Source organism: Oligoflexus sp. (assembly GCF_035638955.1).
Taxonomy (GTDB): domain Bacteria; phylum Bdellovibrionota_B; class Oligoflexia; order Oligoflexales; family Oligoflexaceae; genus Oligoflexus.
Genome location: NZ_DASQYZ010000396.1, coordinates 1 through 15,404 on the forward strand (window position 1 = coordinate 1; position 15,404 = coordinate 15,404).

17 protein-coding genes are annotated in these 15,404 nt (G+C 53.1%); 8 read left to right on the plus strand and 9 right to left on the minus strand.

What is annotated here, in order from left to right; all coding sequences use genetic code 11:
• On the minus strand, positions 1 to 977 hold a 977-nt coding region (locus VE954_RS33925; protein ID WP_324961420.1), incomplete at its 3' end, for a hypothetical protein.
• Positions 978 to 1,132: 155 nt separating this feature from the next.
• Between VE954_RS33925 and VE954_RS33930 the strand changes: the two genes are divergently transcribed.
• A complete protein-coding gene (locus tag VE954_RS33930; protein WP_324961422.1) occupies positions 1,133 to 2,791 on the plus strand; it encodes an ATP-binding protein in 1,659 nt (552 codons plus the stop codon).
• 2 nt (positions 2,792 to 2,793) lie between these two features.
• On the opposite strand, the gene deoC is transcribed toward VE954_RS33930, so the two are convergent.
• From deoC to VE954_RS33950, 4 genes are all read right to left on the minus strand, one after another.
• Positions 2,794 to 3,501, minus strand: coding sequence for a deoxyribose-phosphate aldolase (gene deoC / locus VE954_RS33935; protein ID WP_324961424.1), 708 nt, complete (start codon positions 3,499 to 3,501; stop codon positions 2,794 to 2,796).
• An 11-nt stretch (positions 3,502 to 3,512) separates the two neighbouring features.
• Positions 3,513 to 4,415: a DMT family transporter gene (locus VE954_RS33940; protein WP_324961426.1), complete on the minus strand. Its 903-nt coding sequence runs from the start codon at positions 4,413 to 4,415 to the stop codon at positions 3,513 to 3,515.
• A gap of 472 nt (positions 4,416 to 4,887) precedes the next feature.
• Entirely contained in the window at positions 4,888 to 5,037 is a 150-nt protein-coding gene (locus VE954_RS33945) for a hypothetical protein (protein WP_324961428.1), read from the minus strand.
• 241 nt (positions 5,038 to 5,278) lie between these two features.
• Entirely contained in the window at positions 5,279 to 5,578 is a 300-nt protein-coding gene (locus VE954_RS33950; protein ID WP_324961430.1) for a helix-turn-helix transcriptional regulator, read from the minus strand.
• Between the two features lie 214 nt (positions 5,579 to 5,792).
• On the opposite strand from VE954_RS33950, the gene VE954_RS33955 reads away from it, so the two are divergent.
• The 5 genes from VE954_RS33955 (at position 5,793) to VE954_RS33975 (ending at position 10,639) form a co-directional block, all read left to right on the plus strand.
• Entirely contained in the window at positions 5,793 to 6,581 is a 789-nt protein-coding gene (locus VE954_RS33955) for a hypothetical protein (protein ID WP_324961432.1), read from the plus strand.
• Positions 6,581 to 7,696 carry a hypothetical protein gene (locus tag VE954_RS33960; RefSeq protein WP_324961434.1) on the plus strand — a complete coding sequence of 372 codons (1,116 nt, stop codon included), beginning with the start codon at positions 6,581 to 6,583 and terminating at the stop codon, positions 7,694 to 7,696. The genes VE954_RS33955 and VE954_RS33960 overlap by 1 nt, the downstream gene beginning before the upstream one ends.
• Entirely contained in the window at positions 7,684 to 8,316 is a 633-nt protein-coding gene (locus VE954_RS33965; protein ID WP_324961436.1) for a hypothetical protein, read from the plus strand. Before VE954_RS33960 ends, VE954_RS33965 begins: the two co-directional genes overlap by 13 nt.
• Before the next feature lie 75 nt (positions 8,317 to 8,391).
• Positions 8,392 to 9,525 carry an alkane 1-monooxygenase gene (locus tag VE954_RS33970; RefSeq protein WP_324961438.1) on the plus strand — a complete coding sequence of 378 codons (1,134 nt, stop codon included), beginning with the start codon at positions 8,392 to 8,394 and terminating at the stop codon, positions 9,523 to 9,525.
• Between the two features lie 151 nt (positions 9,526 to 9,676).
• On the plus strand, positions 9,677 to 10,639 hold the full coding sequence (locus VE954_RS33975; RefSeq protein WP_324961440.1) for a tetratricopeptide repeat protein: 963 nt from the start codon (positions 9,677 to 9,679) through the stop codon (positions 10,637 to 10,639).
• 3 nt (positions 10,640 to 10,642) lie between these two features.
• On the opposite strand, the gene VE954_RS33980 is transcribed toward VE954_RS33975, so the two are convergent.
• Both VE954_RS33980 and VE954_RS33985 read right to left on the minus strand, forming a co-directional pair.
• Complete coding sequence (locus VE954_RS33980; protein ID WP_324961442.1) at positions 10,643 to 11,341, minus strand: HAD family hydrolase; 699 nt, start codon at positions 11,339 to 11,341, stop codon at positions 10,643 to 10,645.
• A 32-nt stretch (positions 11,342 to 11,373) separates the two neighbouring features.
• Positions 11,374 to 12,531 carry a cupin domain-containing protein gene (locus VE954_RS33985; protein ID WP_324961444.1) on the minus strand — a complete coding sequence of 386 codons (1,158 nt, stop codon included), beginning with the start codon at positions 12,529 to 12,531 and terminating at the stop codon, positions 11,374 to 11,376.
• A 195-nt stretch (positions 12,532 to 12,726) separates the two neighbouring features.
• On the opposite strand from VE954_RS33985, the gene VE954_RS33990 reads away from it, so the two are divergent.
• A complete protein-coding gene (locus VE954_RS33990; protein ID WP_324961446.1) occupies positions 12,727 to 13,572 on the plus strand; it encodes a S1 family peptidase in 846 nt (281 codons plus the stop codon).
• Between the two features lie 64 nt (positions 13,573 to 13,636).
• On the plus strand, positions 13,637 to 14,119 hold the full coding sequence (locus VE954_RS33995; protein WP_324961448.1) for a hypothetical protein: 483 nt from the start codon (positions 13,637 to 13,639) through the stop codon (positions 14,117 to 14,119).
• A gap of 40 nt (positions 14,120 to 14,159) precedes the next feature.
• Here VE954_RS33995 and VE954_RS34000 read toward each other — a convergent pair whose 3' ends face one another.
• The gene (locus VE954_RS34000) at positions 14,160 to 14,705 is read right to left on the minus strand and encodes a hypothetical protein (protein ID WP_324961450.1); all 546 of its coding nucleotides are present in this window, start codon (positions 14,703 to 14,705) and stop codon (positions 14,160 to 14,162) included.
• A 70-nt stretch (positions 14,706 to 14,775) separates the two neighbouring features.
• On the minus strand, positions 14,776 to 15,404 hold a 629-nt coding region (locus VE954_RS34005; protein ID WP_324961452.1), incomplete at its 5' end, for a tetratricopeptide repeat protein.

The window sequence follows — 15,404 nt, forward strand, 5'->3', positions numbered from 1 at the left end:
TCTTGAACAGCCCCTACTTTCTCACTATTGAAGACTTCAAAATTAACGGTGGTAATCTTGCCCTTATTGCCAGCTTGATCCACACCGTAAAAATGCAGTTGCCACGCGCCATCAGCTGGAACTTTGATGGAATCCTTCCACTTTTCAAAAGGCTCGCAGCCTTTCATGACATCTTTAACTTCCACCCAACAACCAAAGACGTCGACAGCGCTGCTGTCAGCAGATTTGTATTCCAGGCGTTCACTGGCATTGATGCGAAAGGATTTTCCATCCAAGGTCATTGGCAAAGTAAAACCTGTCCACGGCAACAGCTGTACAGAAGGAGGCTGTCGATCCAACTTAACCTCACAGCGCTCCCTTGAGACGACCGGCTTATCGTCGAAGCCAAAGACATCCAGTATTTCGGCCTGCACAACATACGCCCCTTCCGCAAGCCGGGATAGGTCCATGTCAATGCTATTCCCATTGACCGGCTCAACGTTTGTCATCTGGGGCTTGTTTTCTTTCATGACCTGGATCTTGATTTTATAACGGCTTTGAGCGGCTGGCTCAGACATCTCAGTGGAGAGTTTCAGATGATCACGCACCACCTGGCCCATGGAACAACCCACTTTTGTTACGCTCGACTCAAGCTTGGCAAGATAAACCCTGCCCGATCGCAAGAAGGATCGGCGATCGAGCAACAACCCCTGAGGCGCGGCCCCCCGCAAAACCACGGATATCTGATCCATATCGTCGGAATTTTCAAGAAGCCCAACACAGTTCTTACTGCTCACAGGCAACCGCGCAAATGTCCCATCTGATTTTATTCCTGAGGCTGTTACCGCGGATGCGGGCTTATCTCCACCAGCCTGGAAGACTTCCACCCAGTGATAAGGTTCCGTCCCTCGAGCGTCCGGCCCACAACGCAGGTCCAGATCGCTGTAGGAATTTGCCAATCTTTGACAGGAAACAAGCAAGATTATCAACCAAGCCATCGACAGTATCTTCACGAGTTTCACGCAATCAGCCCCAAACCAGTTGTTATATTCCGCATTTTAGCATGATTCACACAAAGACCATCAGAACTATCTCACCTACCTTCTTTTTTTGCCGAAACCTGATATGCACACGAAAAGAAAGGTCCCGACTGGTGCGCTTCCAAACGACGTCCCTGACAACCCGGGCATCCCTCGCCGTGTTCACTATCTCCCTGCTGGTGGTGATTGCGCTGTCGGCGTTTCAGCTGATCTATGACTACAACGAAGAAATCGATCAGGTGAACTCGCAGATCGAGGCGCTGGAGGCCAGCGTCCTGAGTATTGTCAGTCGGAGTTTATGGACCTACGATCAGGATCAGCTTCGATCCATCCTGCTCGGTTTAAAAACCCTGCCTTATGTCAGCTACGCAGCGATCGGCGGCGATGATGGCTTGATCATGAGTGAAGGGGACCGGCCGAACATTCCTATTACCAAGAGCGCGGATATTACCTCCCCCGCGGCCCCCTACGAAGTCATAGGGCAGCTGATCATTGAGGCCGAGAAACAACTGATTATCGATAACCTCTGGCGACGGGCGAAGTCGATCCTGCTGGCCAATTTTCTGCTGATCATGCTCATCAGTGGGATTATCATCCTCGTTTTTCAATTCCGCGTCACCAAACCGCTGATTGAGCTATCCGAATACGCCTCGAAGATTCAAATGAACTCGCTCAGCAACTCCATTGATCCGAGGCGCCTTCAGGATGAACATGAAGTCGGCCGGGTATATCGCGCGATCGATACCATGCAGCGCAACATTCAAAAAGACTTCCAGACCATTCTGGAAGCTGAAGCGGAACTTGAAAAGTATAAGAACAATCTGGAAAAATTAGTGCAGGAACGCACCGAGAAACTGATTCAGACCACGAAGAATCTGGTGAATTCCTCCCGCAAAGCCGGCATGGCGGAAGTGGCTATCGGAGTGCTGCATAACATTGGCAATGCCTTGACCGGCGCCAACGTCAAGGTTCAGAACCTGCACATTTCCTTCCAAAACGAAACACCGGTCGGCCATCTGCAGGCGGTCATCAAGTTGATCAGGGATCAGGAAACCAGGCTGGGCGAATTTCTCACCGAGGATGAACGCGGCCGCAAGGTGCTGCCGTTTCTTGAAGTCATTAGCCAGGAAATGAACGATCAGCACGAAGCCCATAAACAGGCCATTACCCTTCTGCGCAGGGATCTGAGCACGGTGTCGCAGCTGATCGCCAAACAGCAGTCGCATGCGAAGTTCACCGGAACTGTCGAGAATCTGCTCCTTGCGGAATGCGCGGACGATGTCTTGGCTCTGCAGGCCTATGAAATGGACAAATATCACGTCAAAGTGCAAAAAGATTATCAACCCAGCGTCACGATCGCAAGCGATCGACACAAGGTGCTGCAGATCCTGACCAACCTGATTAGCAATGCGATCCAGGCGATGCATCAGAATCAGGACCAGCGACTCCTGAGTATCAAGGTCTTCCGGGACCATGACCAGGTGGTGGCGTCGGTGTCGGACAATGGGATTGGCATCACGGAAGAACAGTTGGGCTCTATGTTTCGCTACGGCTATACCACGAAAAAATCCGGTCACGGCTTTGGTCTGCATAGCTGTTCGATTGATGCCAAGATCCTGGGAGGCACCCTCACCTGCTCCAGCGATGGACGGGGCAAGGGTTCGACGTTTACGTTGATGCTGCCGATAGCGACTTCGAATCGAGGCACGCCTTCGGATGAAGAAATCCTTGGGGAAATCGACAATCCCCCGCCTGACGCCCAGAGCGCCTGAGGTCACAGGACGCTGGGATTTTCCAAACGCACCAGCGCTGCCGACTGACTGCTGCCTATCCGTGATGCCCCAGCTGCCACCAGCTCCAGAGCCTTACTACGTTCCTTGATGCCCCCTGAGGCCTTGACCTGCATGTCAGCGCGGATCGACGCGCGCATGAGGGACACATGCTCCACGGTGGCGCCATGACTGCCAAAGCCGGTCGAGGTTTTCACATATTCAAAACCAGCATCGGCTGCCAGCTGACACGCCAGAGCAATTTCCTCGTGACTGAGGTTACACGTTTCCAGAATGAGCTTATAAAGAGCCTGCGGCACGAAGCGACGCAAAGCCGACAATTCACGAGCGACGTAAGCCGTATCACCTGCTTTGAGAGCTCCGGTGTTGAGCACCACGTCCAACTCCACAGCGCCGGCCGCAAAAGATTTCTCGGCCTCGAAAACTTTGACATCGGTGCTGTTCGCTCCCAAAGGAAAGCCGATCACCGTACACAGGGCCACGGCGCTGCCCTGCAAACGATCCTTGGCCAACGGAATAAACCAGGGATTGACACACACAGCGGCAAAATTAAAGGCCTTGGCTTCGTCACACAGTTTTTCAATTTCCGCGGGCTGAGCATCCGCACGCAGCAAGGTATGATCAATTTTTGCGGCGACACTGGCATCCCAGCTGCCGTGTGGTCCAATTGTGATGGGTTCTGTCGTCATCATATCAGTCTCCTTTATGAGTCCCCGATCATCATAATCGCGATGCCCGCAACCGCCAAGAGAGTAAGGGCCACGCTTTTCCAGCTTACGCGCTCACCCAGTAAATAATGGGCGATGGGCAGTATCCATACCGGGTAAGTGGAACTAATGGCGGCTGTGACGCCGGCCTTGGCGTATTTGGCCCCCGTGGACATCAGGATCAGACCCAGATAGGTGCCCATGAAAGCACCCAACGTTAAAATCAAGCCATTTCGCGTGGGGGTAAAGACCAGCTTCATGGGTTCCCAGCCCGACCGCCTGTAACTTATCACCGTGAGCACCAGCATCGCCGGTAGCACGCGCAAAATGGTCCCTGTGACGACATCGCCGCCCTGGAGAGCCTGCCGCAGGATAATCACGGCCGAGGCCTGGCAGACGGCAGATCCGATCGCAGCGGCCACGCCAGTCCAGTCGAGCTGAACCGTAGGATCGACACTCTCGTTCCTGGAAGCCATGAGCCATGCCAGGGCCCCGGTCGTCACCAGAAGGCCCAGCCATTCCCAGCGGCTCAACGTTTCAGCAAAGACCAGCCAGGAGATGACAGCAGCCAAGGGCGGCGCCAGACATTGAATCACCGACGAACGCTGCACGCCTATCGTTTTGATGCCATGAAAAAAGAGAGTATCACCCAGCGCCAGGCCGATTAAACCTGAGACGGCCAAAGCCCCCATCGTCAGACCGTCCGCCGGCAACTCAAACCCTATTATGAGTCCGGTCACCAGAAGGCATGCGAGAGCGACAATATTTTTGTAGAGATTAAGACCGGACGAAGGCACTTGTCTTCCATACCGCGAGTAAAGAGACAAGGAACAGGCCCAGATCATGGCGGCTGCCAAGGAAGCTGCTTCTCCGAGCAGCTGACCCGACGCAAGAGGCATGCAAGATATCCTTTCCGAACAAATCCAGCGATCAGCAGCCGACAGTAACACCTCTGCCATCGAAAGCCAATTCTTTCACAAACGCAGATTTCGCAACCAGGGGTTTGCCTTAAAAAGCCGTCCCCGAGCCTTTCGGACTGGAAAATTACGCCCTGATAAGAGCCTGGATGATCTCGGAAATCACGATGGGTGGGGTCTTTCGCTCAGGCCTGCCGTTCTTATTCTATGTAGGATGTGCAAGTTAAACTTTGTCGGATTAGAGGTTACACATGAGCAAGGATCGGATGCACTGCAATCGTGCGTTTCTGATATTCAGGTTGACTCTTACCAATTCCCTCGATCTTTTACCCAACGCAAGCTCACCAAGGAATCTGCAACAACACTATATAAATTAGAGAAAACCAGCCTTTTTAGTCGACCAGATATCGATCGCAGCCCCTTGCTGCGGTCGATTTTTTTTCGCTCAGGACATTCAGTGGAAACGACCGTTACGATAAACGCGCAGGCGAACCGGACGCTGAGATGAGGCGCAGAGCTCCTGAAGTTTGTTGCCATAGTTCTGACCGCGCGACGGGATCCAAAGACGTTCAAGGTTCTGCAGGCGTAATAGATTCCAAAGCATAGCGAGTCCTCCGGCTGAAAAATCCCAAGTTCCTCCAATGCCATGCTTGTTATAAAAGACTCATCGGGTCCGATGGGAAGTCGGCCAAATGACTGTTTTTTGTTAGGCAATAGTCGTAGGTTACAGGGATTTTTACGCGACGTTAACCGTGGTGAATAACCTGTTTTTCGAAGCCGCGAGCAAAAAAAAGACCGCCTTCGCATTGTGCAAGGCAGCCTGTTTGTGTTGGAAGCTCAACACTTCACGACGGAAGTTGTGTTACCAAATGAGTCGTCGGAGTGCCCATGATGCGCTCATAATAATTGTCGAGGAAAAGGATAAAAGCGCTCAGAATTTCTGTTTTGCTGCGGGCCCCTACTTTACTATTGATATTTTTCACATGAATGCGAACCGTGTTCTGGCTGATGCCGAGCTTCTGCGAAATGTCTTCGGCGTTAACGACCCGCGCAATCATCAATTGCAGTACATCCTGCTCACGCGGGCTAAGATTGTACTGTTTACTAAACGCCACCATCGGAACTTTTACTTTGTCTGCTCTCATAGTTTTCCCACCTCTCGTGTTGCCTTGATTCATCCCTCTCTTCTCGCACGGGAACCCCTGCTCTATAGGGAGCTTGAATCTTTCGCTTGAGTAAAGATCATTATAAGTAATGAGGCCACTTGAACCTGTCAACTCCAAAAAACCCTCGCTGCAAAGGTTCTCGATGATCGTGAGCTGTGCTAAAGTGAAAGCCATACAAGTACAGGATGTACGCATGATGCAGTGTTGGCGTCGGTCTGCTTCACCGTGGCGGAAAATTTGGCCAAAAAAGGCCATTTCGACAGCATTAAGCGCCATTTTGATGGGTCTATTAAGCCCTAACGACGTATCATACGGTGATTTTGACAGCGCCGACTCAATTCACCATCTCTTCAACGCGAATCTTCTGCAGCCAAAAGAATTTCAAGTTTCTGTTTATGGTAACGCGCAAGCTGGGATCACCCGAGACCTGGAATTGGGCTTGCAGGGCCTTGCGTATGTCATTCAACCACCACTCTGGAACTTCTCGCTCAAGCATAGAATGTTCACCGAGACCAATTTTCAAACTTCGTTCAACAGTCACACCTTCTTCTTTCCCAGCGGCGATGACCGTTTGCTGCTCTCCCTGCATGGTGTCATCACCAGCTATAAAGTAACCTCGCATCAGCACCTGAATTTTGGTCTGATGGATGGGCTGGTGATGTCTTTCAGTCAGGATGGGGAGTCCAGCATGCACCTCGTGACTCCAGTGATCGGTTGGGATGGGGTGATCAATTCCCATCTGGCCTTTTCCGCCAGTCTCCTGAGGCCGGTATTCGCCACTGAAGAGCAGGAATCCCAGCGATTTGGCGAGGGCAACCGCCAGCTGGATTTTACCAGCGGCAAGGCCAGACCCGCCTTCGGTATGGCAACCTTTATCTTTTCATGGAGTTCGTTTCATGCGGAATTGGGCGCCATGTATCTAAGCTACGAAAAAAATCTGACCCTGCCTTATGCCAACCTCTTTTGGAGGTTTCAAATTTGATGAAGTTACCTAGCCTGCTCTGTGCCTTGGTTCTGAGCGGATGCATAGCGCCGTCAGACAAACCTGATTATCCGATCGTCGCGCGGATTTTAAGTTCCATTAACGGCACCTACCAGCTCGGCGAAGTCACCATCAATTCATTGACCAATGTCGATCACATGATCGGAGATGTCGGCGCGATCAAAGGCCAGGCTGCCCTGAACGTCGATGCTGATATTGGCGAGATCATGGCGTCCACCGACCCGGATGCGGTGTATAGCGATCGTGGGCATACGGTGCAAACGGATTATTTGGTCAGCAAGGGCGTCGTGATCCCTCAGAATTTTCAAACGATGGAAATGCTCGGGCTCTATTCCGTATACGAAAGAACGGTGAGTTTCTGGCAGGAGAATTTTGATATTCCGTTTGCCTCGATCGGGTTTCCCAGCCTTTACTACAATCCTCGGTTGCGCCGTGAAAAGGATGGAGAGCAGGTCGAGATCAGCACCACCATGAACGCCGCTTACCTGCCGGGCGTGCGCGACTTTTGGTTTTTCAAGACAGCGTCGCGTGAACATGTGCCGGTCAAGATGAATTTCGGGGTGGTGGCCCATGAATTCGGTCACTTTATTTTCGACTATCATTTTGCCAACTTCGATCGTTCGAATTACAACACGGATCTTTCGATCAACGAAAATTTTCTGTCAGGCCTCAATGAAGGTCTTTCGGATTATTTTTCCTATGCCGTCACCCAAAGCGTTGATGAATTCGGCGCTTCGCTGCCCGAGCTGGATGCGGAACGACGCCTGCCTGTGAGCTGGACGCTGCGGACGTCACTGAATGGAATCTGCAAAGGCACCTTCTATTGCCAGGGTTCCGTACTGGCCTCGGCGCTTTATGAAATTGCCCAGCTCCCCGGACAGACGCCCTTGATCGTCACCCAGCACGTTTACAACGCTCTTCCGGACTTTCGCACGGTCTGGCTGACTCGTCGCAACACGGATCTCTTGGATTATAGTAGCCTGCTCAACGCGATCCTCACGCAAGCATCCGCGGACCAGGCCGCTTATTGCACGGTATTTCGCAAATGGTTTGACACGGATAATGTAAGGCTGAATCTCACATGCCCGACTTAAGGTTCAAGGCCTTTGGCCTCCTCTGGATCGCGCTCTCTTCCGTTTCTGCTTCGGCAGAGATCATGGCACCGCTTTTGCCGGCGAAGAGCGTGGGATTCGGTCTTTCCACTTTGCACGTCGAGCTGCCCGACAGCGATAGCGAGCAGCGTTATCGCTGGGATCTGCACGAGTATATGCGCTTGCCCTATGGCCTGCGTTTGCACAATCGTCTGGGCGTGGCGCGGGATACCAGGCCCCGGGCTGATTCCCTGGGTGTGCATCATCACTTCTATGAACTCGCCAGCAACCTGCAATGGACCACCACGCACCTCTTCCGTTATGGAATCGGCGCCGGTCCTCTTTTGCTCCTTGAACAAACAATCACCCGCGTTCAGCTCAGCGAAACTCAGAACCGCACCAACAATCGCTTGCAGCTTGGCGGTATGGTGGAAGCGCAGCTGGACTACGCCTTCCATTCGGCCTGGGAACTGGGCCTCATGGCGGCGATCCAATTCCGTCCCGCCGTGCAAAAACAGGATTTTAGCTTTGGCGTCAGTATAAATTTCAATCCTTCCAATGTACGCAAGGACGACACTACAAAGCCCAGAATGCCAGGACCTGCCCAGGTTTCACCGCACTGAACTTGTACAGCCCACCCCACTGTGCTATGGAAATCCGCAAAGACACTTCATCCTTCTGCCCAAAGGAAAAACGTCGTGCGTCATTACCTGAAGTACACCCATGCCAATCTCATGGTGGTCGTGGCCATTGCCAGTTATGGTGCAGGGGGCGCATGGCTTTGGTGCCCCTTTCTTTTTACCATCATGGTCGCTGTCGTCGGCGACGCTGTGCTGCCTCCTGATTGGGATCAGCCGCGCTATAAACATACCTGGCTTCTCAATATATTTTTATTTGCCAACCTTCCTCTCCTGCTCCTGGCCAACTGCGTTTTACTTTGGCAATTCGCCCCTCACGACCTCCTGGGCCTTGGCGCGCTGGTGCAGGAAAATTTGGGTTGGGATCTGCTGACGAATAAAAGCAATACCCAAGGCTGGCATCGCGTCGGAGGATTCCTTGGGTTGGGACTGTTGTTTGGAATGGCGGCGACCCATGTAGCTCATGAACTCGTGCATCGCACCTGGAGCCCCCTCGCCATGGAAACGGGCCGCTGGCTCCTGGCCTTGACTTGGGACGGTGAGTTTGCAGTGGAACATGTCTATGGGCACCATCGTAAGATCGCAACCTGGGACGATCCAGCCACGGCCAGACGCGGCGAAACTTATTTTCAATTTTTGGTGCGTTCGACTCTTGACGGCAATCGCAGTGCCTGGAATATCGAACGGGTTTTTCTTCAGAACAGGAATCGGCCGATCTGGAGCTGGCATAATCGAGTGATTCGCGGCTGGTTGATTTCCTTCCTATATGCCGTGATCAGTACAACCCTTTTGGGCTGGCAAGGCTTGCTTCTGCACATCGGCCTCGCGCTTTACGGCAAATCGAATCTCGAACTCGTCAACTTCATCGAACACTATGGACTGGTGCGGGTTCCCCAAACCCCGGTGCAGTTTCGTCATTCGTGGAATAGCCACCACAGCGTCAGCGGTTGGTTCCTGTTCAATCTCACCCGCCATTCGCATCATCACGAAAGCAGTCGTTTGCCCTTCTGGCGTTTGGAACCTCAACCGGAAGCACCCACCCTACCCTTTGGGTATATGACCATGATCCTCGTGGCTCTGGTCCCGCCTCTGCATCGCAAAATCATGCGACCGCACCTGGAGACGTGGGACCTGCATTGGGCGACCGAAGAGGAAAAAAATTTGGCCCAAGCCCAGCTGGGCCGGATTCGATAACATCCCGTAATCCGTTAAGAAATATTTCTCATAAAAAGTCCGTTGTGCATTTTTAGGGCAGAATTATCGGCTTTTTATAGCTCTTTCCTCAACACCTTGCGAGTTTTGCCGATACCCCAGAGGTCACCATAGAGATGCGAGGTGCGATCCGATGAACACTCAATGGAGCCGGTGCCTTATTTGGCTCTTCGGCTGCTTGCTACTGATAAGTGGTCAAGCGTTCGCTGATGGATACAGCAAGGGCCTGGATGCTTTCCGAGATGGAGAATATCCCAAGGCCTACAAAATCCTGTCGGGTGTTGTCAAGAAAGCCAAGGACAAATCAGACAAGGCTGAAGCCATGGCTCTGATGGGCGCAGCTGCGGCCAAGATGGGCAAGAAGAGCAAGGCGGAATCCCTGTTCAACAAGGCCCTCAAGCTCGATCCGGACGTCAGCCTTTCCAAGGATGCCGTGAAGGACAAGGGCGTGCGCAAGCTCTTCACGAAAGCCAAAAAAGGCGGTTCGGGTGACGAAGGTGATGACGCCTTTGAAGACGACAAGTCCGAAAAAAGCGCATCCAAAAGCAGTGACGGCGGTGGCATGTCCTTTAAAGGATTTATTCCCCTCGGACTCGGCTTTCTCTTCAACGGTGAAGTCAGCAAGGGCCTGATCTATGGCGGCGCTCAGGCGGCCGGACTGGTCGGCTTTATCTACTACAACGGTGAAATTTCCAAAGCCAACGCTGATGCCGATGCCATTGGCCAGGATGCGCTGGCTCGTCAGCAGGCCAATCAACCGCTGGATGAGGAGACCCTGGCTTTCCTCGATCAGAACGAAGCCTTTGTCAAAGAAGCGCAGAATAATCAGAAGTTGATGGTTGCGATTCTGGGTGCGGGTTTCGGACTGAGTGTGCTCGATGGGCTGTTCTTTGGCGGTAGCAGCAAAAAAGCTCGCAGCAAGAAACGCGCTGATATTCTTTTGAAAAACCCCGGCGAAAGCCTGGTCGATACGGGTCGAACCAGTCTTGACGAGTTGGAAGAGACCGAAGAGGCGCCTCGCCTTTGGGATATGAAGCTGCATCTTCTGCCGCGACATGATCCGGCTTTGATCCTCAGCATCAACCGTAGTTTCTAATCCTCAAGCTTCCTGCATACGCGGCACCGCGACCTTCGGTTGCCGCCAATCCAAAAGTTCCCATTTTGATTTCAACGCATACGCCCGGAGTTTCGGGTCGGGGTTCACCACCATCGGGTGACCCACGACCTGCAGCATCGGTAGATCCGAATAGGAATCGGTATAGAAATAAGACCGACTCAGGTCCACACCCATCTCCTGCGCCCAGGCCTTGGCATGGACGACCTTGCCCGCGGCATAAACCAAAGGTTTATGATAGGTGCCGAGCAGGCGGCCGCTCTCTGTTGGAAAGCGATTGGCAATCCAATGATCGAGGCCCCAGGCTTTGCATGCGTAATCAGCCTGATAGCAGGAGCTGCTGGTCAGCATCACCAGGATATGGCCGGCGCGTTTATGTTCCTGTAAAACGGCCACCGCACCAGGCTGCAGACGCGGCCCTACCTCTTCCTCAAAAAAGTCCTTGGCCCAGCGGGCTATATCGCTTTCGAGGGCGCCAGCGAAATGTTTCATGGCTCTGGCATAGGCTTTTTCGATAGAGCCGATGTTCAGATGATAAAGCAGCGAATGACCGATCGTCGACAGAACCTGTCTGGAGGAAATCCGCCCGTGGCGGCGCTCAAATCGAGCGTACAGTATTGCACTGTTCACATCGATCAGGGTTCGATCCAAATCAAAGAAAGCCGCCGTCTTCACCTGATTCATGATTCTTCCACCATTTACAGGCTTTCACCCGTTCAAGTTTCATCAGACCACCGCACATAAGATTGATTCCATAGATGACACAAAAGTTCCATGAAGCCAAGCTTTTCAGAATGAGCGAGCAGGTCTTCGGCAGAATATTCCTGTTCACGGCACAGAAGTGTAACCAATTCCGTCAGACCAGGATCCAGAACAAAACACTCACCTTCCGCCGCAAAATGCAGCTTTTCCCCGACCGGATAGAAAGCGAAACGAGCCCCTTCGGCCCTGGCCACGGCTCGGCCTTTTTTCAAACCGGCCCGTAGGCTTTTTTCGCTGATGGGCTGATCCAGGGGTTCATGAAAACTGCGCGGCTCCGTGAGAAATCCACCGATCCATTTCAAGAAAACCTGTTCGTCCTGCAGGCCCGCCAGCATCAGTTCACGCAAACGCTTGAGCTCGCCTGGAAGGATTAATCCCGGCTCCCGCTGCTCGGGCATACCGCTATCGGTATAGAAAATTTCATCGCCCTCGTGCTGACTACAAAATTGCACGTATGACAGAAGCAATTCTTTTTGATGCGGGGCGCGGAAGCCGACCGAATAGGTGATCGATTCACCCAGGGCCACTCCATTGTGGGCAAAACCAGGCGGCAGGTAAAGCATATCCCCTGGTTCGAGGATAAAACTCTCGACCGGCTCAAACAACTTCAGAATCTTCATATCGAGTTCGGGTTCCAGCTCAGGCTTTTTCAAAGCCTCGGCTCCCACTTCCCAGCGTCGCCGTCCCTGTCCCTGAATCAGAAAGACATCATAGTTATCGGTATGCGGCCCGACACCTCCCTGATCCACGGCATAGGAAATCATTATGTCATCCACGCGCCAGTTGGGAAGGAACCGAAACCGATCACGAAGACGCGAAACGTCCGGCAGCAGGCGATCCACGGCCTGCACCAGGATCGTCCATTTTTTAGCTGGCAGCGTGCTCCAGACATCATCTTCAAAGGGGCCGTGGCGGGTTTCCCAGGATTTAGGCCCGTGTTCGATCACCAATCGACTCTCGATTCCCTCCTGACCGGCAAGGCCAGCGAGCTCATCGCCGCCGACGTAATCGAGTCCACCGGGAAACGCGTTGCGGATCAGCAAAGGCTTTTTCTGCCAACACTGACGTAAAAATTCCGACTGATGAGGGCCAAGCACAGAGCGGTCAAACATGGTGATATCCTCGTATAAACCACGGATCGCCGGAGATTCGCACGACAAGGCCCAAAGATCAACCGCCACACCCCCGTCTCTTCAACCAAACAGTATGTCAATTGATTTTTTGTTCATTCCCCACACCGGGTTAACTGACTAGATAGTCAAGTAAGAGAGCACGTTTTTTCACAACTCGCGTAATGAGGTCCTGTCATGATGAACGGAGCTACCCGTCCTGGAGTTCTCACGTCCTTGGGTCTGAGTTGCCTGACGGTCGGTCTGCTGAGCTGCAGTGCGTCCGAGCCACAGGACAGCCAATCAAAAATCTATGGCGGCGTAAAGACTAAAGCAGGGGAATGGCTTTCCACCGTCGCTCTGGTTTCCAACGGTCGCATGTTTTGCACCGGAACCGCGATCAGTCCCAAGGTTATCATCACCGCCGCGCACTGCATCCAAGGCAGCAATCCCAGCCGCATCGGGGTTTATGTCGGTGAAGGCAATGAAGGCGGGCGCGTCACGGCTCAATATACGGCCGTGAAGCTCAACTATTCCCCCAAATACAGTCGTGACATCGAAGGCTGGAATGATATCGCGTATCTCGTCCTGGATAAGCCCTTGGACCTGCCTGAAATGGCTTATATTCCAGTCCTCACCGACGCGGATGAGACAGATGCAGTTTTGCAGACTGGACTTGATTCCTACCTCGTCGGTTTCGGCAATCGCGATGGCGGTGGCTTTGGTGTGAAATTCGAAGTGGATGTCGCCATCACCAAGGTGGGTGATAACGAAGTGGCTCTTGGTAATAATGGGAAGGATTCCTGCCAGGGCGATAGTGGTGGACCCGCTTTTGTGAAGCTGAAAAACGGCGACTGGCGTGTGTTTGGTGTGGTTTCGCGGGGCGGTGCGTGCGGCACAGGCGGCATCTATGGTCGCATGAATGCCAACATCTGCTGGATCCAGGAGGATTCCGGTGTGGACCTCGGATTTGCCGATTACTGCGAGCCCAGCAAACAGCAAGAGCCCAAAACCCCGGAAGATCCCAAGGATCCCGAGGCTTAATCAAAGCTCAAGTTTTACTGGATTCTTCCGATAAATCCCCTGCTTGGATGAAGGGGATTTTTCGATGAAAAGTTGGATATTGATCCTCCCTCTTATGGTCGGCATGGTCGGCTGTAAAAAAACCAAACAGCAAAACACAGCCGAACTGCAGGCGCTGATCGACGATAGCTGCGCGCAGAATCCGGTCAATTTTATCGAGCAGGAGCAGGGCTCCCGTCAGCAGCTCTATGTTTTTGGCCCGCAGGATGCCGCCTTCCGCCAGCATTGGCAGGAACTGCAGCATAGTTTCCGCGACTCGGGCCAGGATCTGAATGGAGCCGCAAAGGTGGCTTTCGTTTCGCAATATGTGCCGCGCTTTCTGCAAGGCTGTACTCAATTCTTCGCCAACGCCGTAATCCAATGCTCGCGCCACAGTGTGGGCAGCCATGAACTGCAGCGTTGTCTGGAACCCCATAATACGGAGTTCCGACGTTATCTCGCCAAATCTTTGAAAGCGGATGAAAAAGGCTGGATCGATCTGGAATCACTTCCGGCTGAGGCCCACTGAATCATGTTCCACCCACGATGGGGTGGAACCCCGGCTCCTTTCAGGGACTCGCAATCTTCACATTGTGCGCACGAATCTTGTCCGCTTCCACCTTGTAAAAATGCAAGGCTGGTTTCGATTCCTCTACGGTACATGCATACAGCGAAAAGCCCTGAAGATTTTTCTCCACATAGTCTTTGAGCAGCTGCTTTTGCCCGGCGTTCAGAACTGCGCTGCCTTCAGAGAGGAGCACGGTCAGATCACAAGGGAACTCAGCCAGCGGCGTCTCGGTGCAGCTCGCCACTTGTAGATCGAAATAGCGACCCTGCTTCTGGCATTCTGTGAGTCCGGTCATGAATTTTTCCGGCAAAGTATTACTGCCCGACACGGGCGAGGGATCCTTGGCACCGGGAATATCCGGCGTTTCCGACTTCTGGCCGGTCGCGTCGGAGGTTGCCGGCTGGCCCACGCCTTCCGTAACATTGGGATTTGATTCGGGTGATTTGGGTCCTTCGCCACGGTCTTTGCAGCCTGTGAGGGCCGCCAGTCCGATGAAAAGACTAAGAAAAATCGGCCTGATCGTTCTGTTCGTGTTTCCCTGGTCCATACCTGAGCCCTCCGATCCTACCCTATCGGCAGATCGAAGGGCCATCTTAAGGCCGCAAAAGCGAGGGATCTCAGGCGCTTTTCCGGATGATCTTGGGGAACTCGGCCTGCAGATCGATCTCGGGCTGCGAGGTGGGCTGAAACACCAGGAACAATCCATGCTCGCCCGCTTTGATCTGCGTGCCGTGCAGTTCCAGATACTGATCCATAGGATGAATCGAAGGTATTTTTGTGACCTGCGGATCAATTTCTTTCGCCGTTTCGCGCAGCAGGACGGGAACATTGTTTTCGATGGCCTGCTGCACGCGCTCCAGGAGGTGGGTTGCCTTCCTTGCTAAAGGGTCATCACCCTTTTTGTGCGCGTTTTTCAGAGCCGGGATCGATTCCTTATAACGACCTTGCCGCACAAGGCTCAGACCAAGGTTGTAGTACACGGTGCCTTGCAGCTCGGCGTGCATCTCGCCCAGGGTTTTGATCGCCTTCACGTACGAATCCACGCTTTCCTTGAACTTGCCGGAATAGGCATAAGCCACTCCCAGATTGTTCATGTAAGCGACCACATTGCGGGCGACGTCTTCATCCACCATGTAGCGTCGGGCGTCATCAGCCTTGCCCAGGGCCGTGGCATGCCGAGCATAAGCCGCGGTCACCATGCCCGTGTCACCCCCAATATCACGGGCCTCTTCTCCTAGCATCGAGT